General features: G+C 73.4%; 15 protein-coding genes. 7 read left to right on the top strand and 8 right to left on the bottom strand.

Going from position 1 to position 23,274, the window contains the following annotated elements:
* Positions 1-123 precede the first annotated feature (123 nt).
* Both ACIA8Q_RS23170 and ACIA8Q_RS23165 read left to right on the top strand, forming a co-directional pair.
* Positions 124-2,643 (top strand): ATP-dependent Clp protease ATP-binding subunit, encoded by a 2,520-nt coding sequence (locus ACIA8Q_RS23170; RefSeq protein WP_360212726.1) that lies wholly within the window; start codon positions 124-126, stop codon positions 2,641-2,643.
* A gap of 410 nt (positions 2,644-3,053) precedes the next feature.
* On the top strand, positions 3,054-5,330 hold the full coding sequence (locus tag ACIA8Q_RS23165) for an immune inhibitor A domain-containing protein (protein WP_360212724.1): 2,277 nt from the start codon (positions 3,054-3,056) through the stop codon (positions 5,328-5,330).
* Between the two features lie 113 nt (positions 5,331-5,443).
* Here ACIA8Q_RS23165 and ACIA8Q_RS23160 read toward each other — a convergent pair whose 3' ends face one another.
* Positions 5,444-6,610: a beta-eliminating lyase-related protein gene (locus ACIA8Q_RS23160; RefSeq protein ID WP_360212722.1), complete on the bottom strand. Its 1,167-nt coding sequence runs from the start codon at positions 6,608-6,610 to the stop codon at positions 5,444-5,446.
* Positions 6,611-6,969: 359 nt separating this feature from the next.
* On the opposite strand from ACIA8Q_RS23160, the gene ACIA8Q_RS23155 reads away from it, so the two are divergent.
* Positions 6,970-7,920: a M23 family metallopeptidase gene (locus tag ACIA8Q_RS23155; RefSeq protein WP_360212720.1), complete on the top strand. Its 951-nt coding sequence runs from the start codon at positions 6,970-6,972 to the stop codon at positions 7,918-7,920.
* Positions 7,921-7,966: 46 nt separating this feature from the next.
* Here ACIA8Q_RS23155 and ACIA8Q_RS23150 read toward each other — a convergent pair whose 3' ends face one another.
* Positions 7,967-8,602, bottom strand: a complete 636-nt coding sequence (locus tag ACIA8Q_RS23150) for a helix-turn-helix domain-containing protein (RefSeq protein ID WP_360212718.1) — start codon at positions 8,600-8,602, stop codon at positions 7,967-7,969.
* 226 nt (positions 8,603-8,828) lie between these two features.
* On the opposite strand from ACIA8Q_RS23150, the gene ACIA8Q_RS23145 reads away from it, so the two are divergent.
* Positions 8,829-10,433, top strand: a complete 1,605-nt coding sequence (locus tag ACIA8Q_RS23145; protein WP_360212716.1) for an MDR family MFS transporter — start codon at positions 8,829-8,831, stop codon at positions 10,431-10,433.
* Between the two features lie 170 nt (positions 10,434-10,603).
* On the opposite strand, the gene ACIA8Q_RS23140 is transcribed toward ACIA8Q_RS23145, so the two are convergent.
* Positions 10,604-11,545, bottom strand: coding sequence for an A/G-specific adenine glycosylase (locus ACIA8Q_RS23140; RefSeq protein ID WP_396317618.1), 942 nt, complete (start codon positions 11,543-11,545; stop codon positions 10,604-10,606).
* Between the two features lie 215 nt (positions 11,546-11,760).
* Between ACIA8Q_RS23140 and ACIA8Q_RS23135 the strand changes: the two genes are divergently transcribed.
* Positions 11,761-12,657 (top strand): hypothetical protein, encoded by an 897-nt coding sequence (locus tag ACIA8Q_RS23135; RefSeq protein WP_360212714.1) that lies wholly within the window; start codon positions 11,761-11,763, stop codon positions 12,655-12,657.
* A 225-nt stretch (positions 12,658-12,882) separates the two neighbouring features.
* Here ACIA8Q_RS23135 and disA read toward each other — a convergent pair whose 3' ends face one another.
* Together disA and radA are read right to left on the bottom strand one after the other, a co-directional pair.
* Positions 12,883-13,941: a DNA integrity scanning diadenylate cyclase DisA gene (disA, locus tag ACIA8Q_RS23130; RefSeq protein WP_360212808.1), complete on the bottom strand. Its 1,059-nt coding sequence runs from the start codon at positions 13,939-13,941 to the stop codon at positions 12,883-12,885.
* Between the two features lie 201 nt (positions 13,942-14,142).
* Positions 14,143-15,642, bottom strand: coding sequence for a DNA repair protein RadA (radA, locus tag ACIA8Q_RS23125; protein ID WP_360212712.1), 1,500 nt, complete (start codon positions 15,640-15,642; stop codon positions 14,143-14,145).
* Between the two features lie 242 nt (positions 15,643-15,884).
* On the opposite strand from radA, the gene ACIA8Q_RS23120 reads away from it, so the two are divergent.
* On the top strand, positions 15,885-17,894 hold the full coding sequence (locus tag ACIA8Q_RS23120; RefSeq protein WP_396317617.1) for a sigma-70 family RNA polymerase sigma factor: 2,010 nt from the start codon (positions 15,885-15,887) through the stop codon (positions 17,892-17,894).
* 49 nt (positions 17,895-17,943) lie between these two features.
* On the opposite strand, the gene ACIA8Q_RS23115 is transcribed toward ACIA8Q_RS23120, so the two are convergent.
* Together ACIA8Q_RS23115 and ACIA8Q_RS23110 are read right to left on the bottom strand one after the other, a co-directional pair.
* Positions 17,944-19,278 (bottom strand): DUF1254 domain-containing protein, encoded by a 1,335-nt coding sequence (locus ACIA8Q_RS23115; protein WP_360212708.1) that lies wholly within the window; start codon positions 19,276-19,278, stop codon positions 17,944-17,946.
* 127 nt (positions 19,279-19,405) lie between these two features.
* Complete coding sequence (locus ACIA8Q_RS23110; protein ID WP_360212706.1) at positions 19,406-20,749, bottom strand: DUF1254 domain-containing protein; 1,344 nt, start codon at positions 20,747-20,749, stop codon at positions 19,406-19,408.
* A gap of 235 nt (positions 20,750-20,984) precedes the next feature.
* On the opposite strand from ACIA8Q_RS23110, the gene ACIA8Q_RS23105 reads away from it, so the two are divergent.
* Entirely contained in the window at positions 20,985-22,025 is a 1,041-nt protein-coding gene (locus ACIA8Q_RS23105) for an NAD-dependent epimerase/dehydratase family protein (protein WP_360212704.1), read from the top strand.
* Positions 22,026-22,222: 197 nt separating this feature from the next.
* Here the strand turns inward: ACIA8Q_RS23105 and ACIA8Q_RS23100 are convergent, their stop codons facing one another.
* Positions 22,223-23,272, bottom strand: a complete 1,050-nt coding sequence (locus tag ACIA8Q_RS23100) for a family 2 encapsulin nanocompartment cargo protein polyprenyl transferase (protein WP_360212702.1) — start codon at positions 23,270-23,272, stop codon at positions 22,223-22,225.
* Between the last annotated feature and the right edge of the window lie 2 nt (positions 23,273-23,274).

Raw genomic sequence — 23,274 nt, 5'->3', positions numbered from 1 at the left:
AGCATCTCGCTCCCGTACCGGGGAGTGAATCCGTGGGCCGCGCCGCTGAGCGGGACTAGCATGCGGAAGGACAGGGCGGGGACCGACCCCGAACTGCCCGACCGCTCTGAGGAGCGATAAACGATGTTCGAGAGGTTCACCGACCGCGCGCGGCGGGTTGTCGTCCTGGCTCAGGAAGAAGCCCGGATGCTCAACCACAACTACATCGGCACCGAGCACATCCTCCTGGGTCTGATCCACGAGGGCGAGGGCGTCGCCGCCAAGGCCCTGGAGAGCCTCGGGATTTCTCTTGAGGCCGTTCGCCAGCAGGTCGAGGAGATCATCGGCCAGGGCCAGCAGGCCCCGTCCGGTCACATTCCCTTCACCCCCCGGGCGAAGAAGGTCCTGGAGCTGTCGCTCCGGGAGGCCCTGCAGCTCGGCCACAACTACATCGGCACCGAGCACATCCTGCTCGGCCTGATCCGCGAGGGCGAGGGCGTCGCCGCCCAGGTCCTGGTCAAGCTGGGTGCCGACCTCAACCGGGTGCGCCAGCAGGTCATCCAGCTGCTCTCCGGTTACCAGACGAGCGGCGGCAAGGAGTCGGCCACGGCCGGCGGGCCCGCCGAGGGCACCCCGTCGACCTCGCTGGTCCTGGACCAGTTCGGCCGCAACCTCACCCAGGCCGCCCGCGAGGCCAAGCTCGACCCGGTGATCGGGCGCGAGAAGGAGATCGAGCGGGTCATGCAGGTGCTGTCCCGCCGCACCAAGAACAACCCCGTCCTGATCGGCGAGCCCGGCGTCGGCAAGACCGCCGTCGTCGAGGGCCTGGCGCAGGCCATCGTCAAGGGCGAGGTCCCCGAGACGCTCAAGGACAAGCAGCTCTACACGCTGGACCTGGGCGCGCTGGTGGCCGGCTCGCGCTACCGCGGTGACTTCGAGGAGCGCCTGAAGAAGGTGCTCAAGGAGATCCGCACCCGCGGCGACATCATCCTGTTCATCGACGAGCTGCACACCCTGGTCGGCGCGGGCGCCGCCGAGGGCGCCATCGACGCCGCCAGCATCCTCAAGCCGATGCTGGCCCGCGGCGAGCTGCAGACCATCGGTGCCACCACCCTGGACGAGTACCGCAAGCACCTGGAGAAGGACGCCGCGCTGGAGCGCCGCTTCCAGCCGATCCAGGTCGCCGAGCCGTCGCTGCCGCACACCATCGAGATCCTCAAGGGTCTGCGCGACCGCTACGAGGCCCACCACCGGGTCTCCATCACGGACGCCGCGCTGGTCGCCGCCGCCACCCTGGCCGACCGCTACATCTCGGACCGCTTCCTGCCGGACAAGGCGATCGACCTGATCGACGAGGCCGGTTCCCGGATGCGCATCCGCCGGATGACCGCGCCGCCGGACCTGCGCGAGTTCGACGAGAAGATCGCCGACGTGCGCCGCGAGAAGGAGAGCGCGATCGACGCGCAGGACTTCGAGAAGGCCGCGTCCCTGCGCGACGACGAGAAGCAGCTCCTGCAGGCCAAGGCCAAGCGCGAGAAGGAGTGGAAGGCCGGCGACATGGACGTCGTCGCGGAGGTGAACGAGGAGCTCATCGCCGAGGTCCTGGCCACCGCCACCGGCATCCCGGTCTTCAAGCTGACCGAGGAGGAGACCTCGCGCCTGCTGCGCATGGAGGACGAGCTGCACAAGCGCGTCATCGGCCAGAAGGACGCCATCAAGGCGCTCTCCCAGGCCATCCGGCGCACCCGCGCGGGCCTCAAGGACCCGAAGCGTCCCGGCGGCTCGTTCATCTTCGCCGGCCCGTCCGGCGTCGGTAAGACCGAGCTGTCCAAGACGCTCGCCGAGTTCCTCTTCGGCGACGAGGACGCGCTGATCGCGCTCGACATGTCCGAGTTCTCCGAGAAGCACACCGTCTCCCGGCTCTTCGGTTCGCCCCCCGGCTACGTGGGCTACGAGGAGGGCGGCCAGCTGACCGAGAAGGTCCGCCGCAAGCCGTTCTCGGTCGTCCTCTTCGACGAGGTCGAGAAGGCCCACCCGGACATCTTCAACTCGCTGCTGCAGATCCTGGAGGACGGTCGCCTGACCGACTCCCAGGGCCGCGTGGTCGACTTCAAGAACACCGTCATCATCATGACGACCAACCTCGGCACCCGGGACATCTCCAAGGGCTTCAACCTGGGCTTCGCGGCCACGGGTGACACCCAGACCGGGTACGAGCGGATGAAGGCGAAGGTCGGCGAGGAGCTCAAGCAGCACTTCCGCCCCGAGTTCCTGAACCGCGTCGACGACATCGTGGTGTTCCACCAGCTGTCCGAGGACGACATCATCCAGATCGTCGACCTGATGATCGCCAAGGTGGACGAGCGGCTCAAGGACAAGGACATGGGCCTGGAGCTCGGTGTCGAGGCCAAGAAGCTGCTGGCCAAGCGCGGCTACGACCCGATCCTCGGAGCCCGTCCGCTGCGCCGCACCATCCAGCGCGAGATCGAGGACCACCTCTCCGAGAAGATCCTCTTCGGCGAGCTGCGGGCCGGCCACATCGTCGTCGTGGACGTCGAGGGCGAGGGCAAGGACGCCAAGTTCACCTTCCGCGGGGAGGAGAAGTCGGCCGTCGCGGACACCCCGGCCGCGGTCGCCTCGTCCGGTCCGGACCTGACGAAGTAGCAACATTTAACAGACAACTTCACAGCCACCGAGCCCCCGGCGTCCGCGCCGGGGGCTCGGTGCGTTCCGGGCCCGCGGGCCGCGGGTTCCGGCTGACCGGAATCTGCGGCTTCGGGGCGGGATGGTACGGATGCGTCCCATTTCTCAGTAAGCTTTAACGAGCATACGGTTGACATATGGTCAGCTGATGGGAAGTCGCGGAGCATAGCGCCGTGACCATGTCAGGGTCAAGGTCTATCTTTTCCGTCCACGCTTGTATCAAATGACGTCCACCTGTCTTTCATTTTGGTTTGCCGGGCTTTGGCCAAGAGCTGGCCCCGGTCGGGGAGGACGTCACAACGTTGAAGCACACCAGGAGAACCGCTGCGGTGGCCACGGCCGCGGCGGTCATAGTCACGCTTGGCGCGGGCATGTTCCCGGGCACCGCCGTCGCCGCCGGTTCGGCCCCCGTGCCGAAGGACCCGGCCGAGGCCGTCCAGAGCACTGAGCACAACTTTCCCGGCCCGCTGACCGGGAAGGTGGAGGCCGAGCAGAAGGCCGCCACCGAGCAGCTGCTCGCCGGCACCGCGAAGGTCGAGGAGCACAACGGCAGCACCAGCGTGAAGCTGGGCAAGGACAAGTACGTGGAGCTCGCCCGCGAGCGCACGGACAAGATCTTCACCATCCTGGTCGACTTCGGCGACCAGGTGGACAACACCACCAAGACGGCGGACGGCAAGGTCAAGTACGGGGGTGAGCCCGGCCCGAAGCACAACGAGATCGCGCAGCCGGACCGCGCCACCAACAACTCGACCGCCTGGCAGGCCGACTACAACCAGCAGCACTACCAGGACCTGTACTTCAGCAAGGACAAGCCCTCGCTGAAGACCTTCTACGAGAAGCAGTCCTCGGGCCGCTACTCGGTCGACGGCGTGGTCTCGGACTGGGTGCGCGTTCCGTGGAACGAGGCCCGCTACGGGTCCGACTACTGCGGCTCCAACGTCTGCGCCAGCGCGCAGGACCTGATCCGCGACGCCGTGGACATCTGGTACAAGGACCAGCTGGCCAAGGGTCAGACCGACGCCCAGATCAAGGCGACGCTGGCCCAGTACGACCAGTGGGACCGCTACGGGTCGCACCACGACGGGAACTTCAACCAGCCCGACGGGTACATCGACCACTTCCAGATCGTGCACGCCGGCGAGGACAAGTCGGCCGGTGGCGGCAAGCAGGGCAGCAAGGCCCTGTGGGCGCACCGCTCGTACGTCTACGGCAACCTGACCGGCCAGGCCGGCCCCGAGGGCAACAAGCTCGGTGGCGTCCAGGTCGGCAGCTCCGGTCTCTGGATCGGCGACTACACGATGCAGCCCGAGAACGGCGGCCTCGGCGTCTTCGCCCACGAGTACGGCCACGACCTCGGTCTGCCGGACCTGTACGACACCGCCGGCAAGGGCATCGACAACTCGGTCGGCTTCTGGTCGCTGATGTCCTCCGGTTCCTGGCTGGGCGAGGGCAAGGACGCGATCGGCGACATGCCGAACGACCTCGACGCCTGGAGCAAGCTGCAGCTCGGCTGGCTGAAGTACGACAAGGCCACCGCGGGCAAGGAGTCGACCCACCACATCGGTCCGGTCGAGTACAACAGCGCCCTCCCGCAGGCCCTGGTCGTCGACCTGCCGAAGAAGAGCATCACCACCGACATCAACAAGCCGTTCGCCGGCACGTCGGAGTGGTGGAGCGGCAGCGCCGACAACCTGAACGTCACGCTGACCCGCGAGGTCGACCTGACCGGCAAGACCAAGGCCAGCATCAACGCCAAGGCCTGGTACGAGCTGGAGCCGGACTTCGACTACGCGTTCGGCGAGGTCTCCACCGACGGTGGCAAGACCTGGACCGTCGTGGACGGCACCTGGAACGGCGCCGCGCTGCCGAAGGAGAACGGCCGCCCGGCCGTCAACGGCCTCGCCGCCACGTGGGGCGACCTGTCCTTCAACCTGGACGCCTACGCCGGCCAGAAGGTCCAGTTCCGCTACCACAACACCACCGACGGCGGCCTGCACTACCGCGGCTTCGCGGTGGACGACATCTCGGTGACCGCGGACGGCGCCACCGTCTTCAGTGACGACGTCGAGAAGGGTGACAACGGCTGGACGTCCGCCGGCTTCACCCGCTTCGGCGGCTCGTACACCAAGGACTACGCGCAGTACTACATCGCCGAGAACAAGCAGTACGTCTCGTTCGACCAGACCCTGAAGACCGGCCCGTACAACTTCGGCTTCGCCGACAAGCCGAGCTGGGTCGAGCACTACGCGTACCAGCCCGGCCTGCTGATCTGGTACTGGGACGAGTCGCAGACCGACAACAACGTGAGCGCCCACCCGGGCCACGGCCTGGTCCTGCCGGTCGACTCGCACCCGGCCACCATGAAGTGGTCGGACGGCACCCTGATGCGTCCGCGCATGCAGGGCTTCGACTCCACCTTCGGTTCCCGCAAGGTTCCGGCGCTGACCCTGCACAAGGCCGGCGTCGAGACCACGATCCCGAAGTCCAAGGGCGTCGACGAGTTCTCGGACCTGAAGTCCTGGTGGTCCAAGGACAACCCGTACAGCGGCGTGGACGTCCCGAAGACGGGCACCAGCATCGAGGTCGAGAACGAGTCCTCGAACTACCTGGAGACCTGGATCCGGGTCCGTCCGGTCGACAACTGATCGATCGAGCAGTAGCGATCAGCCTGTGACCAGGCGCATCTGAACACACCTCGGCCGGCCCGTCCCCGCACTGCGCGGGGGCGGGCCGGTCGTCCTTGCACCGGGCCCCGCCGCTACCCGACCTTGCCGCCGGCCGGCAGCCGGTCGAGGAAGGCGGCGGCCGCCCCGGCGACCTCGGCGGCCGTCCAGTCGAGCGCGGCCGCGGCCACCGTGACCTCCGTCATCGACAGCCCCGGCAGGTCGCGCTCGCGCCAGCCGCCGAACAGCCCGGTCCCGGTGTCCTCGGCCAGCCCCAGCGTGGCCTCCTCCAACTCCTCGGCGCGGTACGGCAACCAGAGCTGGAACTGGTGGGTGTGCGGCGGGGCCGGGTGCACCCGGGCGCCCGGGACCGCGGCGAAGGCGGCGGCCAGCGCCGCGGCGACCGTCCGGGCGTGGGCCACGTACCGGTCCAGCCGCGGGAGTTCGTCGTCCAGCCCGGCCAGCGCGGCCAGCACCGCCGGCCACTGCTGGTAGACCTGGCCGCCGTACCGGTGCCGCCAGGCCCGGGCGGTGCGGACGAAGCCCGCGGCGCCGGCCAGCGCGGCGCCGCTGACCCCGCCGAGCGTCTTGTAGAAGGAGACGTAGACCGAGTCGGCCAGCCCGGCGATCTCCGGCAACGAGTGGCCCAGGTGCCGCACCGACTCCCAGATCCGGGCGCCGTCCACGTGCAGCGCCGCGCCGTGCTCCGCCCGGACCACCTCCGCCAGCGCCGTCAGCTCCGCCCAGTCGGGCAGCACGAACCCGGCCTCGCGCAACGGCAGCTCGAGGCTGAGCGCGGCGTACGGCTCGTCGAAGGCGCGCAGCTCGGCGGCGGTGGGCTGGCGCGGCGCGATGGTCGGCCAGACGCTGCGCAGTCCGGTCAGCACCCCGAGCGCCTGCCGCTCGGCCCGGTCGGTGTGGGCCAGCGGGTGCGTCGCGACGGTGCGCAGCCCGGCGGCCTCGGCGTGGATCCGCAGGGCGACCTGCTGGGCCATCGTGCCGGTGGGGAAGAAGGCCGCGTCCTCGGTGCCCAGCAGGTCGGCGACCCGGCGCTCCAGGGTGCGGACCACGCCGTCGCCGTACTGGTCCGGCCGGTGGTCCAGGCCGCCGTCCGCGGCCGCGAGGGCGGCGAGGCGTTCGCGCATGCTCTGCGGCCGGGCGCCGGACAGGATCCGCTCGCAGCCCCGCAGGGCGGCGAAGCGGCGGTCCGGGAGGCTCGGGCGGTCACTGCCGTCGGGGTCTTCGCTCCTGTTGCCATACATGCGTCGATGGTCCCGCAGCGGGCCCGTCAGGTCAGCGGCGCGGACCGCGAAAGGCCCCGGGGCCGGCACAAACCCCGCTGCGGCGTGGGACTGGTCACAGGGGCCGGAGGGGGTACGAGCGGCGGTAGTAGGCGGCCCGGCGGGCCCGGCGGCCGCCGCGGACCGGTGGTGGTCGATCCGACCCCGTGATCGTCGCTCCGCCGGACCGGATCCCGGGCGCGACGCCGACTACCCGCCGTAGTACGTCACACCGTTTGGGGCTGCGCCCGGTGACGGTTACACCTGAGTGGTCCCCGCGCAGCACACCCCGAACGGGTCCTTCCGTGCTGCCCTCGTACGACCGTGAGGTACGGCAACCGATGTCCTCTGTCCCGCCCGTGGGGCCCGCGCTGCGCCGGCTCGCCGCCCGCGCCGCCGCCCAGGCCGCGGCCTGGCAGCCCCGGCTCGGCCACGCCGTCCGCACCCACGCCGCCGCACCGCTGCGCGCGCTCGCCACGCCCCGTCACGCCACCCTGCCGGGCAGCCGTCAGCGCGCCGACCGGGACCACGCGGTGGCCTCGGCGGGCGTGGTCGCCGCCCTGCTCGCCGGCGGGCTGCTGGTGGCCGCCCCCGGCAGCGCCTCGGCGCACACCGTCCGGCCCACCACCCCGGGCAGCTCGGCCTTCACGGCACCGCAGGCCGCGGTGCCCAGCCCCGGGATCGTCCAGGTGTCGGGGCCGAGCTCCTACCGGCTCCCCGGCGGCGGGGACTCGGCGCAGGATTCCGTCGCGGTGGCCGCCAACCTGCTGCCGACCGAGCCGCCGGCCGCCGCCGCAGCGCCCGCGGACCCGGCCCCCGCCCCGGCACCCGCCGCCGAGCCCGCCCCGGCCCCGGCACCCGCACCCGCCCCGGCACCCGCGCCCGAGTGGTCGGCGCCCGCCCCCGGTGCACGGACCAGCAACCCGTACGGGAAGGCCAACGCCGAGTACGCCGCCGGGTACCACACCGGGGTGGACTTCGCGGTCGCCCCGGGCACCCCGCTGCTGGCGGTCGGCAACGCGACCGTGGTGTCGGCCGGTTGGGACGGCGCGTACGGCAAGGAGGTCGTGCTGCGGCTGGCGGACGGGCGCTACGCGCAGTACGCGCACATGTCCTCGCTCGCCGTCTCGGCGGGCGACAGGGTGTCGGCCGGCGAGCGGATCGGGCGCTCCGGGAGCACCGGCAACTCGACCGGGCCCCACCTGCACTTCGAGATCCGCACCAGCAACCACTACGGCGCGGTGGTCAACCCGATCGCGTACCTCGCGGGGCACGGCGTCACCGACTTCTGACCCCGGGTCCGCGCCCTGTCCGCCCGGGGGCGGACGGGGCGGACGGTCAGGGGCGCGCGGGGGCGGGGTGGCTGATCCGGCCGCCGATCTCCAGGGCGACCACCCGGGCCGCCGCGATCGCGTCCTCCAGGGTGGCCGCGACCTGTGAGGTCTCGCCCCAGACGTTGTCGGTCCGGCCGCACTCGGAGTCGTCCTGCTTGAGCAGGAACAGCGACGAGTGGACGGTGAACAGGGACATCGCGGCGCGCAGCCGGTCCTGGAAGTCGGCGTCCGGCCCGTGCACCAGCTGGATCATGGTGATCATGCGGTCCCGGAACGCCAGCCCGGCCGGGGACTCGCGCAGCGCGGGCTGGTTCTCGTGGAAGAAGCGCAGCAGCGGCGCCCGCTCGGCCATCCCGTCCGCGAAGCGGCGGATCAGCTCGTCCCGCATCTCCGGGCTCCAGGACTGCTCGCGGCCCCACGCGATGGTCTCGTCGATCGGCGCGGCCATCCGCTCGACGATGCCGAGGACGATGTCGTCCTTGGTCTTGAAGTGGTAGTAGAGCGCGGCCTTGGTGACGCCGAGGCGGTCGGCGATCTCGCGCAGTGAGGTCTGCTCGTAGCCCTGCTCGGAGAAGAGCTCCAACGACACCTCGATGATGCGAGCCCGGGTGTCGCTGCGGGGGCTGTGCGGAGTGCCCATGGCCTGCCTCATGACTGCGTCGGTGACTGCTGCGGACCCCGGTGGCGTCCGCCCCGGGCCATTCTCCCTGCCCGGACGGCCGCTCGGGAAACTGGCTTGACGGCCGGCTAGTACACAACTTACCGTGCCGACGGTACACCAAACTAGCCGGGCGACAAGTAAGTAGTCAGCCAGCAGGCACGCACGGCCTCCGCTCGTCCGCGACACCCCCGGGAGACACCACCTCATGTCACAGTCCAAGACCGCCGGGCCGGCACCGGAGGAGCAGACGGCCGAGGAGGAACAGCCGCGGTCGCCCCGCGAGATCCGCCTCGTGATGGTCGGCCTGGTCGTCACCATGCTGCTGGCCATGCTCGACAACCTGATCGTCGGCACCGCGATGCCGACGATCGTCGGTGACCTCGGCGGCGCCGAGCACCTGTCCTGGGTCGTCACCTCCTACACCCTGGCCACCGCCGCCTCCACCCCGATCTGGGGCAAGCTCGGCGACCTCTACGGCCGCAAGGGCACCTTCCTCACCTCGATCGTGATCTTCCTGGTGGGCTCGGCGCTGTCCGGCCTCTCGCAGAACATGAACGAGCTGATCGGCTTCCGCGCCCTCCAGGGCCTGGGCGCCGGCGGTCTGATGGTCGGCGTCATGTCGATCATGGGCGCGCTGGTCCCGCCGCGCGACCGCGGCAAGTACCAGGGCATGTTCGCCGCGGTGATGGCCCTCGCCACCATCGGCGGCCCGCTGATCGGCGGCTTCATCACCGACCACCTCAGCTGGCACTGGACCTTCTACATCAACCTGCCGCTCGGCGTGGTCGCGCTCGCCGTGGTCGTCGTCACCCTGAAGCTCCCGAAGGTCCGCAACACGGCCCGGATCGACTACCTGGGCGCCCTGCTGCTCACCACCGGCATCGTCTCGCTCACCCTGATCACCACCTGGGGCGGCCAGCAGTACGCCTGGGGCTCCAAGCAGATCCTCGGTCTGGCCGCGCTCTCCGCCGCCTCGCTGATCGCCTTCTGCTACGTCGAGCAGCGGGTGCAGGAGCCGATGCTGCCGCTGAGCCTGTTCAAGAACCTCAACTTCACCCTGGTCTCGATCATCGGCTTCATCGTCGGCTTCGTGATGTTCGGCTCGACCGTCTTCCTGCCGCTCTACCAGCAGATCGTCCAGGGCGCCTCGGCCACCAACTCCGGGCTGCTGCTGATGCCGATGATGTTCGGCATGCTGGTCGTCTCGCTGGTGGTCGGCCAGGCCGTCACCAAGACCGGCAAGTACCGGATCTACCCGATCATCGGCACCGTCGTGATGACCGGCGGCATGGTGCTGCTCTCCACCATGGGCACCGGGACCAGCAGCTTCACCTCCGCCTGCTGGATGGTCGTGCTCGGCGCCGGCATGGGCTTCCTGATGCAGATCACCATGCTCGTCGCGCAGAACAGCGTCGAGCTCAAGGACATGGGCGTGGCCAGCTCCACCGCCACCCTGTTCCGCACCATCGGCGGCTCCTTCGGCGTCGCGCTCTTCGGCGCGCTGTTCAACAACCGGGTCACCGAGACCATGAAGGAGCGGCTCGGCGAGCAGGCCACCGCGGGCGGCGGCGGGGTGAAGGACCCGGGCCAGATGAGCCCGGCCGCCCTGCGCAAGCTCCCCGACACCATCCAGGACGCCTACCACCACGCGGTGTCCAACGGCCTGCACACCGTCTTCCTGTGGGGCGCGGCGGCGGCCGTGATCGCCATCGCCGCCGCGGTGTTCCTGCGCGAGGTGCCGCTGCGCGGCGTCGGCACCGGCAAGGAGGACAAGGCGGCCGAGGCCTCGCTGGAGGCGGCGGCCATCTGATCCGCCCGACGTGCCGAAGGCGCCCCCGGAGCCGTGCTCCGGGGGCGCCTTCGTGCGTCCTTGCGTCCCCGCGGGCCCGGGGGCACCAGGTGTCCCCGGGGTGTCCCGCAGGCGCCTTCAGACACCGGGAGCGCGAACGGGCGGGCCGGGCCGTAGCGCGGAGGCGCCGGCTACTGGGGCAGCCGGTAGACGCCCTGCTCGACCGGCTCGACCAGGCCGTCCGCGACCAGTCCGTCCAGCGCCCGGGCCCGCTGCACCGCGTCGGGCCAGACCTCGTCCAACCGCGCCTGCGACACCTCGCCGTGCGCCTCCCGCAGCACCGCGAGCAGCTTGCCGCGCACCTGCCGGTCCGTCCCCTCGTAGGTCTGGCCGCGCCGGGCCGGGCCCTCGTACGGCGGGCGCCCGGCCCGCTGCCAGGCGCAGTGGGCGAACAGCGGGCAGTCCCCGCACTCCGGGCCGCGCGCGGTGCAGACCAGCGCGCCCAGCTCCATCACGCCGACCGCCCAGGTGGCCGCCGTCTCGGCGTCGTCGGGCAGCAGCGCGGTCGCCGTACGGCGCTCGGCGGCCGTGGTGGCCTGGGCCGGGTACTCGACGCCGGTGACGGCGCGGGCGAACACCCGGCGGACGTTGGTGTCCAGCACCACGTGCCGCTGACGGAAGGCGAAGGAGGCGACCGCAGCGGCGGTGTACTCCCCCACACCGGGGAGCGAGAGCAGCGTCGCGTGGTCGTCCGGCACCTCGCCGCCGTGCTCCTCGGTGATCGCCACCGCGGCCGCGTGCAGCCGCAGCGCGCGGCGCGGGTAGCCGAGCCGGCCCCACATCCGGACCGCCTCGCCCGGCGCGTCGGCCGCGAGGGCCGCCGGGGTGGGCCAGCGGGTCAGCCAGGCCTCCCAGGCGGGCAGTACGCGCTTCACGGGGGTCTGCTGGAGCATGAACTCGCTCACCATGACCGCCCAGGGCGTCGCGTCGGGCGTCCGCCAGGGCAGGTCGCGCTTTCCGGCCTCGTACCAGTCGAGGACGGTCGCGTGGAAGAGCGGCAGGGGCATCGGCAACCGGACGGCCTCCGGTGCGGAGCCGGTCGGAGCAACGGGAACGGGGGTGATGGCAGCCATGGCCCTTCGATCCTCCCATGCCCGGCGGCCCCGGCCGAAGCGGAGTTCGAGGCTCCGGACAATTCGGTGAACCGCGGGGAAATCACCGCTTCGGGGCTCCCTCGAACGGCGCAAATGGCGGATCATGTGAAGGAAGGGGCGACTGTGCAGTGTTGGTGAGTCAATCGCCACACACAGTCTCGTAGAGTTTGGGCGTGCCCTCTCTGCGTCAACCCGTGGGACCTCTGCCGGCCTCGATCTACTGGCGCCGGCGCCTCGTCATGCTCGCCGCCGTCGCGGCGGTCGTCGCCCTGATCGCCTGGCTGATGACCGATCAGGGCGGTGACGGCGGATCACAGAGCAAGGCCGCCCAGGCCGTTCCGTCCCAGTCCCAGACCCCCGCCCAGGCCATCACGCCCGGAGCCTCGCCCAGCGGCCCGGCGGCCCGCCCCGGCGGCGGCAGCGGCGGTGGCGGCAGCCAGAGCGGCGGCCCGGTGGCCGGCTCCGGCGGCGGCGAGGTCAGCCTCAGCACCGGCGGCACCGGCGGAGCCCCCAACCCGGCCCCCGCCACGGGCGGATCGGGCGGTGGCGCGGCCGCGGGCGGTGCCTCCGGCGGGACGGGTGGTCCGGGTGCCTCGGGCGGCACCGGCGGCTCGGGTGCCGCGGGCGGGTCGGGCGGCTCGGGCGGCGCCCCGGCGGTGAACACGGCCGAGGTGATGGCCCTGCCGGTCTGCGTCTCCTCCCAGGTCACCCTGGAGCTGACCGGCGCCCAGAACTCGTACCAGCCCAAGGACAAGCCCCGGCTCTCGCTCACCGTGAAGAACGCCTCCGGCACCAACTGCCGGGTGGACCTGGGCCGGACCGCCTCCGCGATCACCGTGACCGCCAGCAACGGCGACCGGATCTGGTCCTCCGGCGACTGCCCGAGCGACCGCGGCAGCGCCTGGGTGCAGATCCCGGCCAACAACGGCATGACCGAGACCTTCACCTGGGACCGCAGCCGCAGCAAGCCGCAGTGCGCCACCGCGGACGCGACGGCCCCGGCCGCCGGCACCTACCTGGTGGTCGCCGACCTCACCGGCCTCTCCGGCGGGCAGGTCTCGGCGCGCTCCTCGATCCGCCTGGAGAGCTGAGGCACCCTCGGCTCCACGCGAAGCCCCCACCGCCGGACCGGTTCCGGTGGTGGGGGCTTCGGCGATCGGCGGCGGCGTCGGGGGCTCGCCCGTCCGACCCGCGCCGCGGCGGGACGGGCCGCGGCGCGGCAGGACGCAGCGGGCCGCGGCGGGACGTGCGAAGGCCCCCGGGAGACCTGCTCTCCGGGGGCCCGGGCGGAGGCGCCGCGAGACGGGCGCCCCCGGTCAGACGTAGCGTTCCAGGATGGACGATTCGGCAAGGCGGGACAGGCCCTCCCGGACCGAGCGGGCCCGGGTCTCGCCGACGCCCTCGACCGTCTGCAGGTCGTCGATGCTGGCGGCGAGCAGCTTCTGCAGACCGCCGAAGTGCTCGACCAGGCGCTCTATCACCGTGTTGGGCAGACGCGGGATCTTCGCCAGCAGCCGGTAGCCGCGCGGCGAGACCGCGGAGTCCAGCGACTCCGGGGAGCCCGAGTAGCCGAGCGCCTTGGCGACCGTCTGGAGGTCCAGCAGTTCGGCGTGGGTGAGCGCCTCCAGATCGGCCAGCACCTCGTTGACCGTGCGGCCCTTCTTGGCGGCGCGCTCCGGGAAGTAGTCCCGGGCGACCAGCTCCCGCTCCGGCTCCACGCCCGCGATCAGCTCGTCCAGCTGGAGCGAGAGCAGACGGCCGTCGATGCCGAGCTCCAGCACGTAGCCGGCGATCTCGGTGGCGATCAGCCGGACCATCTCCAGCCGCTGGGCGACGGCGGTGACGTCCCGGACCGTCACCAGGTCCTCGATCTCCAGCGCGGAGAGCGTGCCGGCGACCTCGTCCAGGCGCAGCTTGTAGCGCTCCAGGGTGGCCAGCGCCTGGTTCGCGCGGGACAGGACGGTGGTCGAGTCCTCCAGCACCCGGCGGGTGCCGTTCACGTACATCGCGATCAGCCGCATCGAGTGCGAGACCGCCACCACCGGGAAGCCGGTCTGCCGGTTGACGCGCTCGGCGGTGCGGTGGCGGGTGCCGGTCTCGTCGGTGGGGATGGTGGAGTCCGGCATCAGGTGCACGCCGGCCCGGACGATCTTGGTGATGTCCTTGTCCAGCACCACCGCGCCGTCGAGCTTGCACAGCTCGCGCAGGCGGGTGGCGGTGAACTCCACGTCCAGGACGAAACCGCCGGTGCAGATCGACTCGACCGTCTTGTCGAAACCGAGCACGATCAGGCCGCCGGTGTTGGCCCGGAGCACCCGCTCCAGGCCGTCGCGCAGCCCCGTGCCGGGCGCGATGGCGGTGAGGGAGGCCCGCAGCAGGGCCTCCTCACGGGAGGCCTTGTCCGCCCCCCGGTCGCTGGCTGCCACGTGACTCCTCCGGTCGACCCCGTGCCGCGCGCCTCGCGCCGTGCGCCGGTCCGCGGTCTGTTGCTCTGTCGCTCAGTACCGCTCGGTACTGCCTACTGGCCAATGAGACTGGGGAAAGTCTAACTGCGTGCGGCATCGACAGGGCTTGGGTCAGCGCAGTTCGTCGGAGTCGAGCGGCTCCCAGCCGTCCATCAGCTCCTCCGGATCGGCGACGACCCGGGCCGAACGGGGGGCCGGCGGCGCCGACGGTGCCTCACCACGGGGCTTGGCGGCGGCCCGGCGGCGGCCCGGGATCGCCCGCAGCGCCTCGCCGATGTCGGCCACCTCCACCACCTTCATGCCCGGCGGCACCTTGCCCGGGTCCGGCGGCACGAGGGCGTGCGTGAAGCCCAGCCGGTGCGCCTCGGCGAGCCGCCGCTGCACACCCGTCACCCGCCGCACCTCGCCCGCCAGGCCGACCTCGCCGATCGCCACCAGGTTGCTGGGCAGCGGGGTGTCGGAGGAGGAGCTGGCCACCGCGAGCGCGACCGCGAGGTCGGCGGACGGCTCGCTCAGCTTCACCCCGCCCACCGTCGCGGTGTAGATGTCCTGCTTGCCGAGCTTCACCCCGCCGTGCCGCTCGACCACCGCCAGGATCATCGCGATCCGCGGCGACTCCAGGCCAGAGGTGGTGCGCCGCGGCGACGGGATCTGCGAATCCACCATCAGCGCCTGCACCTCCGCGACCAGCGGCCGCTTGCCCTCCAGCGTGACGGTGAGGCAGGTGCCCGGGACGGGCTTGTCACGCCTGGTCAGGAAGAGGCCGGACGGATCCGCCAGACCGGCGATGCCCTCGTCGTGCAGCTCGAAGCAGCCGACCTCGTCCGTCGCGCCGTAGCGGTTCTTGACCCCGCGGATGAGCCGCAGCCGGGCGTGGCGGTCCCCCTCGAAGCTGAGCACGACGTCCACCAGGTGCTCCAGCAGGCGTGGGCCCGCGATCTGGCCGTCCTTGGTGACGTGGCCGACCAGCAGCGTGGCCATGCCGCGCTCCTTGGACGCCCGGATCAGCGCGCCCGCCACCTCGCGGACCTGGGCCGGGCCGCCGGGGGCGCCGTCCAGCTCGGCGGAGGCGATGGTCTGCACCGAGTCCAGGATCAGCAGGCCGGGGTTGACCGCCTCGACGTGCCCGAGCACGGCGCCGAGGTCGGACTCGGCGGCGAGGTAGAGGTGGTCGGAGAGGGCGTTGATGCGGTCCGCCCGCAGCCGCACCTGGCCGGCCGACTCCTCGCCCGTGACGTAGAGGGTGCGGTGCTGGTCGGAGGCCGCCTTGGCCGCGACGTCCAGCAGCAGGGTGGACTTGCCGACGCCGGGCTCGCCCGCCAACAGGACCACCGCGCCCGGGACCAGCCCGCCGCCGAGCACCCTGTCCAGCTCCGGAACGCCCGTCGAACGCGCCGTCGCGACCTGGCCGTCGACCTGGGCGATCGGGCGGGCGGGCGCGCTGACCGGGCCGGCGGCGGTCGTCCGGATCGGCACCGCGCCGTACTCCTCGACCGTGCCCCAGGCGTTGCACTCCGGGCAGCGGCCGACCCACTTGGGCAGCTGGTTGCCGCACTCGGTGCAGCGGTACGCCGGGCGCGGCTTGGCGGTGGTCTTGGTACGGGCAGCCATGCGGCCACCGTAGCGCCTGGGTCTGACACCGCCGGACGAGCGCGGGGCGCGGGCCCCTCGCGGGCGCTCCGCCCGGCGGGGTGCACGGCCCGGGGCGGGGCGGGGTACACGGGCCGGGGCGGGCGGATGCACGGGCCGGGGCCGGGCGGCGTCCACACAGATGGACGATGTTGTTACCCGAAAGAAGTACATACGCGGCGAACGGCCGGGGCCCACCGCCCGCCGTCTCTACCGTCGGACGGGTGACAACGCGTACTGAAGCACCGCCGGCCGCCGTGCTCGCGGCGTACGACCGGCAGGTGGACGGCCTGTTCACCTACTGCCTCTCGGTGCTGTGCGAGCACGACGCGGCCGCCGCCGCCCTGCACGAGGTCCGCGAGCTGGCCCGGCGGCACGGCGCCCGGCTCGCCGAGCCCGGGCTGGTCCGGGCCTGGCTGTTCGCACTGGCCAGGTACTGCTGCCTGCGGCGTCTGGCGGACGGCGCCGGGCGGGAGCCCGGAGCGGAGCCGGCCGAGGCCGAGGCGGCCCGGCGGCGGCGCGAGCTGGCCTCGCTCGCCTGGCCGGAGGCGGCCGGCACCGATCCCGAGCAGCGCGAGGCGCTGGAGCTGTCCGTCCGGCACCGGCTGACCCCGCACGAGGCGGCGGCCGTCCTGGGGCTGCCGTTCGAACGGACCCGCGCCCTGCTCGCCGCCGCCGAGGCCGAGGTGGCCCGGACCAGGGCCGCGCTGCTGGTGCTCGGGGTGGGCAGCTGCCCGGAGCTCGACCGGCTCGGCGGGGCCGGGGCGGAGTCCTGGCGGGACTGGGTACTCGGTCCGGCGCTGCGCCGGGAGCTGGTGCAGCACGTGGTCGACTGCCCGACCTGCCGGGGGACGGCGGAACGGGTGGGCGACGAGGCGGCGGAGGGCTCGGCCGGGCTGTCCGGGCTGGCGCTGCTGACCGCGCCCGCGGCCGCACCGGTGGAGGGCGGGGCGGCGGACGGCGGGGCCGCGGAGGGCGGGACGGGCACGCACGAGGCGGGCGAGGACGGCGCGGCGGAGGACGGCGCGGCGGGCTACCTGCCGACGGCGTCCGGGGCCGCCCGGCGGGCCCGGCGGGCGGCCGGGGCCCCGGCGGTGGATCCGGGACTGCGGTTCGACCAGGGCGGCTTCCCCCGGCACCGGGCGCCGGACACGGGCCGCGCGCTGGCGGTCCGCCGGCGGGTGGTGACCACCGGGGTGCTGGCCGCCGTCCTGGCCGCGCCGGTGGTCGCGCTCTGGGCGGGGCACCGCGGCGTCGGCGAGTCGGGGTCGGCGGCCTCGGTCTCCACGGTGCGGGTGGAGGAGGCCGGCCGGGCGGGCGGGCAGCTGCCACCGGACGCGCGGCCGTCGGCGGGTGATCCGGCCGGCCCGGAGTCGTCCGCGGTCCCCGGGATGGAGTTGGCGGGTGCCGGGGCGGTCACGTCCGGTTCCGGCACTGCAGAAACGTTGTTCCCCGGGATTCCGCGGCTCGCCCTCCAGGGACCGGCCGTACCGGTACCGGCCAGCGGCGCGACCCCGATCGGCAGCCCCACCCTGGTCGCCGCCCCCGCCCCCGCGGTCGAGCGGGTCACCGCTCCCTGGCCGGGCCAGGCCGCACCGGCCGCGACCGGGCTGCTCACCGTCGAGGCCGGCGAGTACGGCAACCGGACCGTCCTCACACTCACCAACTCCGGTGCCACCGAGATCCGTTGGCGTGCCGCGCCGGACGCCGGCTGGCTCCGGCTCAGCCGTGACTCCGGGACGCTGGCCCCGGGCCAGCGGATCACCGTGATCGTCACGGTGGACGAGGACCTCGCCCCCACGACGCACTGGACCGCCCGGATCGCGCTGCCGCCCTCGCAGGCGGTCGTCACCCTGGAGGGCGGCCCGCACAACCGGGGCGGTTCGGCCTCCTCCCCCGCCGACCCGGGCCCGACCGCCACGGCGGCTCCGGGGACGACACCCGGTCCCACACCGACCGGCTCGACGGGCTCGAGCGGTTCGACCGGCTCAACGCCCGGTGGCACTCCGAGCGGGACCCCGCGACCGTCCGGATCGGCGACGGCGTCCCCGTCCCCGTCGGGTTCGCCCTCCTCCGCGCCGCCGTCGTCCTCGCCCTCCTCCTCGCCGAGCTCCTCACCGAGCTCCTCGCCGTCCGCGCACCCGTCCTCGCAGCCCTCCTCGCAGCCGTCCTCGCAGCCGTCGGGCTCTCCCACGGCCGCCCCGGCGGGCGGCGCGTCCCCGGCCGCGCGCTGAGGCACCCGGACGGCGGGGGGGGACGGGCGGAGCGGTACGGCCCGAGCGGTCAGCTCCGCCGGATCGGCGGCACCCGGTAGCTGCCGTCCAGCACGGCCTGCTTCGGCTGGTAGAGCCGGATGATCGGACGGAACTCGCCGGGCGGCGTGGGCAGCCAGTTGGCCGCCGTCGGCCCGTCCTCGGGTTCCTCGTGCTGGAGCGTCAGGGTGAGCGAGCCGTCCTCGCCGTAGACCAGGCCCGGGGTGCGGTCGCCGATCGAGTAGCGCCCGATCGGGTTCTCCACCAGGTAGTAGTCCGGCAGCCCGTACATCGTGACGGACCAGAAGGCCTCGGCCGGCGGCGGCTGGTCGAAGTGCAGCGTGTAGCGGTGCTCGCCGCTGAGCGGGCGGCCGTCGGAGTCGTCGTAGGTCATCGCGTAGGACGCCTCGTAGGCGTGGTTGCCCCAGAGGCCGGCCCGGGCGGCGGCGGCCCGGCTGAGGTAGCCGGCGCGGCGGTCGGGGATGCGCCAGTCGGGTTCGTCGCGGGTCCCGGGCCCCAGGTGGTCGATGTTGTAGTCGAACAGGTGGAGCGCCGAACGCCACTCGCCGAGCGGGTGGTCCTCGGGCGGGCGGGTGGCGTCCTCGACCCGCTCCCGGCCGGCGGCCAGGCCCCTGCCCAGCGCGAGCGTCCAGTCCGCGGCGGCCGCGCGGTACGGCGAGGCACCCGGGTCCAGGAGGCCGAGCGGGGCGAAGCGCCGCTGGTACTCGACGTCCGGCCCGGCCGGCAGGAAGGCCTGCATCCAGACCCTGAGCCGTTCGAAGAAGGCCAGCCGCTCGGGGACGTCCGGGTCCGGCTCGGGCAGCCCGGCGACCAGCCCGCCGGGCTCCAACGGCTCCAGGGTGAGGGCGGCCTGGAGGGCCTTGACCCGGGGGAGGTCGCGCGGGCCGGTGCAGGCGAAGCGGCCGACGATGGTCGCCACCGTGGTCGGCACCTCGATCACCCGGGTCGGGTCGGGCGGTGTGCCGTGCCAGCCCGGCGGGACGACCAGCCAGGTCTGTTCCTCGGTGCCGGTGGCACGGCTCCCGAGGTAGGCGACGTTGTCCGTCCAGGCCCCGACGAACTGCAGCACGTAGTAGGCGCCCGCGGTGTCCGGGACGCGCAGCACCTGCGGGCCCTCGGAGAGGTCGAGCTGGGCGACCGAGTAGACGGTGTCGTTGTTGACCGAGACGAAGTGGTCCCTGGGCCCGGCCAGCCGGGTGGCGTGGCTGAAGTGGTTGAACTCCGCCACCGGCAGGGTGCCCAGGCCGCCCTTGGTGAAGCGCTCGACCATGGTGAGGCCGGCGACGAGCGGGTAGCCGTAGACGTAGGCGTCGGCGGCCAGGGCCTCCAGCTCGGGCTGGGTCATCGGGTGTCCTTCGTCAGGTCGGTGCGGGGATGCCGGTCGGGTGCCTGTGGGATGCCTGTCGGGTGCCTGTGGGGTGCCTGTCGGGTGTCGGCGCTCGCCGTGGGCGGTCACCTCGGCGGCGGGGCGGTCACCGCGGGTCGAGCGGCGGGAGCCGCCAGCGGCCGTCGAGCACGGAGCGGTCCGGCCCGTAGAGCCGGGCGACCACCGAGAACGGGCCGTCCGGGGCGGGCAGCCAGTTGGCGGAGTGCCCGGCGTCGGCGGGGCGCTTGTGCCGGACGTGGAGGGTGAGTCCGCCGTCCGGGTCGCGGACCAGGCCCGGGGTGCGGTCGCCGATCGAGTAGCGGTCCAGGGTGTTGTCGACCAACAGGCGGTCCGGGAGCCCGTACATGGTGACCGACCAGAAGAACCGGGCCGGTGGCAGGTCGTCCGGGCCGAAGCGGATCACGTAGTCGCGGTCGCTCGCGTTCGGCGGCCGGTTGCCGGCGCTGTCGACCGGCCAGCCGCCGTACCAGGCCTCCTCGGCAGGCAGCCCGTAGAGGCCGAGCCCGGCGCCCACCGCCTGGCCGAGGAAGTCCGCGCCGACCTCCCCACGGGTGCCGAACAACCCGGCCGAGGTGCCGGGTTCACCGGTGGCGCGGGCCAGCCGGGCGCGGCCGCCGGCGATGCCGCGCTCGATCTCGGCGCGCACCGCGAGGGGCAGTGCGGCGGGTTCGAACTCGCCGCGGCCGTCGACGCCCAGGTCGGTGAGGCGCCCGCGCAGGTCGGTCTCGGCGGGCGGCAGCGCGACCTCGCCGTGCAGCGGGAAGAAGCCGAGCAGGAAGTCGAGGAAGGTCAGGAACTCGACGGTGCCGAGCACCTCCTCGCGCCACACCGGCCAGACCGGCTCCGGCGCGGGGGCGGGCGCCGGGGTGCCCGCGTAGGCGTGCAGCGGGCGCAGCCGGTAGCCCTGCTGGACGGCCGACAGCTCGGCGAGCTCCGCCGGTGTCCCGCCGGCCAGCTGGGTCCGGCCGACGATCCCGACCAGCCGGGTCGCGGTGCGGATCACCCCGCGGACGCCGGGGGGCGGCTCGCCCTGCCAGCCGGGGCCGGCCACCAGGTGGTCGCCGGCCTCCGGGCCGGTGGTCCGGCTGCCGATGAACCCGGCGTAGACGGTGTCGAGTTCGTGCAGCGGGAGGACGTAGTAGCGGTCCGTCGCCGGGACCGACACCACCCACGGCTCGGCGCGCAGGTCCAGCCAGGCCCAGGAGTACGGGGTGTCGTTGTTCGGGGTGACGACGTCGGTGTCGGCCGGGGTGGACGGCCGCCGGTGGTGGCGGAAGACGCCGAAGCCGCCGACGTGGCGCGGGTCCGCGTCGTCCAGGGCCTGCGCGTACAGGGTGCGGTAGTTCCGCAGCATCGGGTAGGCGCGGATCCAGGCCTCGGCGACCGTCGCACGGATGGTGGCCGGGTCCACGAGTGCCGGGTTGGCCATGCGCGTCGCTCTCCCCAGTGCACGGAAGGCCGGCGACGCCGGGGCGGGCCGGAATTCTGGACATACGAGTACATAGCGGATGCTATGCGGGGCCGGGCGGGGCGGCACGTCGGCCGACCGGTGGGGGGCGGTGCGGCGCGGGGCCGATGGGGCGGGGTGGGGCGGGCCCGGCGGCCCGCTCTGCCCAGCGCTAAGCGAGGGTCACCGACGGCCGGCCGCGGACAGACTTGCCCGCATGAAGATCCTCCTGCTCGGCGGCTCGTCCTTCCTCGGACGGGCCTACGCATCCGACGCCCTCGCCCGCGGCCACGAGGTGACCACCTTCAACCGCGGCCGCACCACCGCCGACCTGCCCGGTGTCGAGACCGTCCGGGGCGACCGCGACCGCGCCGACGACCTCGCCCGGCTCGTCGAGGGCCGCAGCTGGGACGCAGTCGTCGACACCTCCGCGCAGCAGCCCGCCCAGGCGGCGGCCTCCGCCGCACTGCTGCGCGGCCGGGCCGACCACTACACCTTCGTCTCCTCCGTGCACGCCTTCGCCGACTGGCCCGCCGGAACCGTCACCGAGGACTCGCCCCTGCACCCCTGCCCCGCCGACACCCCTCCCGGCCAGCCGCCCGGCAACCCGCTCAAGGCGGGCTGCGAACGGGCGGTCCTCGACGGCTTCGGCGCCGAACGCTCGCTGATCCTCAACAGCGGGCTGCTCATCGGCCCGCACGAGAACGGCGGACGGCTGCCCTGGTGGCTGGAACGGATGGCCCGCGGCGGGCGGGTGCTGGCCCCCGGCGACCGCCGGCGCACCATGCAGGTGATCGACGTCCGGGACTTCGCCGCCTTCGGGCTCGACCTGCTCACCGTGGGAACCACCGGTCGCTACGTCACCACGGCCCCGCCCGGACTGCTCACCTTCGGCCAGTGGCTGGAGACCTGCCGGGAGGTGGCCGGCGCCGCGGACACCGAGCTGGTCTGGGTCGACGACGCGGCGCTGCTCGCCGAGGGGCCGGACCAGGTCGAGCCGTGGAGCGAACTCCCGCTCTGGGCGCCCGACGTGCCCGAGCTGACGGGCGTCTGGCTCGCCGACACCGGCCGGGCCCGGGCGGCCGGGCTGCGCTGCCGGCCCTTCGCCGAGACCGCGCGGGACACCTGGGAGTGGCTGCGCAGCCGCGGCCCGGCCGAGGACACCGACGCCGAGGGGCGGAAGGGCCGCAAGGAGGCCGCGGTGCGGCAGGGCATCGAACCGGCCAAGGAGCAGCGGCTGCTGGCCGCCTTCGGCTGAGCCCCGCGCCGGCTCCGGGACGGGACGCCGGGATCGGCCTCAGCGGCCGGGCCCGGCGACGTGGACGGCGCCGGGGCCTGGAAGGGCCTCAGTGGCCGACCCGACGCTGCCGGTGCACGCAGGGCGCGGGGCCTGGACGGGCACGCCGCAGGGGTGGGCGACCGGGCCGGGCCGGCGCCCACCCCTGCCGCCCCGGGTCAGTGCTTGCGGCGGGTGACCAGTTCGGCGAGCGCCAGCAGTTCGTCCGCCGCGGACGGTTCCGGAACGGCGGTGGCCAGCTGGGCCATCGCCGCGGCCATCCGCTCGCAGGACTCGCCCTGCGCCCAGCCGCGCCCGCCGGCGCCCTCGACGGCAGCCGCGCACTGCGCCAACTCCTCCGGGCTGAGCGGGCGTTCCAGCGCGTACAGTTCGCCCAGCCGGGCACCCTCGGGGGTGCCGGAACCGAGCGCCGCGACCACCGGCAGCGACTTCTTCCTGGCGACCAGGTCCGCGCCCACCGGCTTGCCCGTCACCGCGGGGTCGCCCCAGATTCCGATCAGGTCGTCGATCAGCTGGAAGGCCAGGCCGATCTCCCGGCCGAAGCCGTCCATCGCCTGCGCGGCCTCCGTCGAACCGCCCCCGTACAGGGCCCCCATCGCGCAGGCGGCGCCGAGCAGGGCCCCGGTCTTCGCCTCCGCCATCGCCAGGCACTCGGTGAGGGAGACGTCGCTGCGCTGCTCGAAGGCGCAGTCGATCTGCTGCCCCTCGCAGAGCTCGACCACGCAGTCGGTGAGCCGCCGGGCGGACTCCCGGGCAGCCGGGTCCGGGTCCTCGGCGAGCAGCCGGAGCGCCAGCGAGTGCATGGCGTCCCCGGCCAGGATGGCCTCGGTGGTGCCGAACACCCTCCAGGCGGTGGGGCGGTGGCGGCGCGTCACGTCGCGGTCGATGACGTCGTCGTGGAGCAGGGTGAAGTTGTGCACCAGCTCGACGGCGGCGGCCGCCGCGGTGGCCCTGGCCGGGGTGCCGCCGAGCGCCTGGGCCGCGGCGAGCACCAGGGCCGGCCGGATCGCCTTGCCGGAGGGGGCGGCCGAGGGCGAGCCGTCCGCCTCCCACCAGCCGAAGTGGTAGCCGGCGACCTTGCGCATCGCGCCCGGCAGCGAGTCGACGGCGGCCCGCAGGACCGGGTCGACCAGCGTGCGGGCCCGGGCGAGGACGCCCTCCGCCTCGTGCCCCTCCCGGTGGTCCCGTTCCAGCGTGGAGCTCGTCATGG

This window comes from Kitasatospora sp. NPDC051705, assembly GCF_044453265.1.
GTDB lineage: Bacteria > Actinomycetota > Actinomycetes > Streptomycetales > Streptomycetaceae > Kitasatospora.
This window is presented reverse-complemented; position numbering and strand designations above follow the sequence as displayed.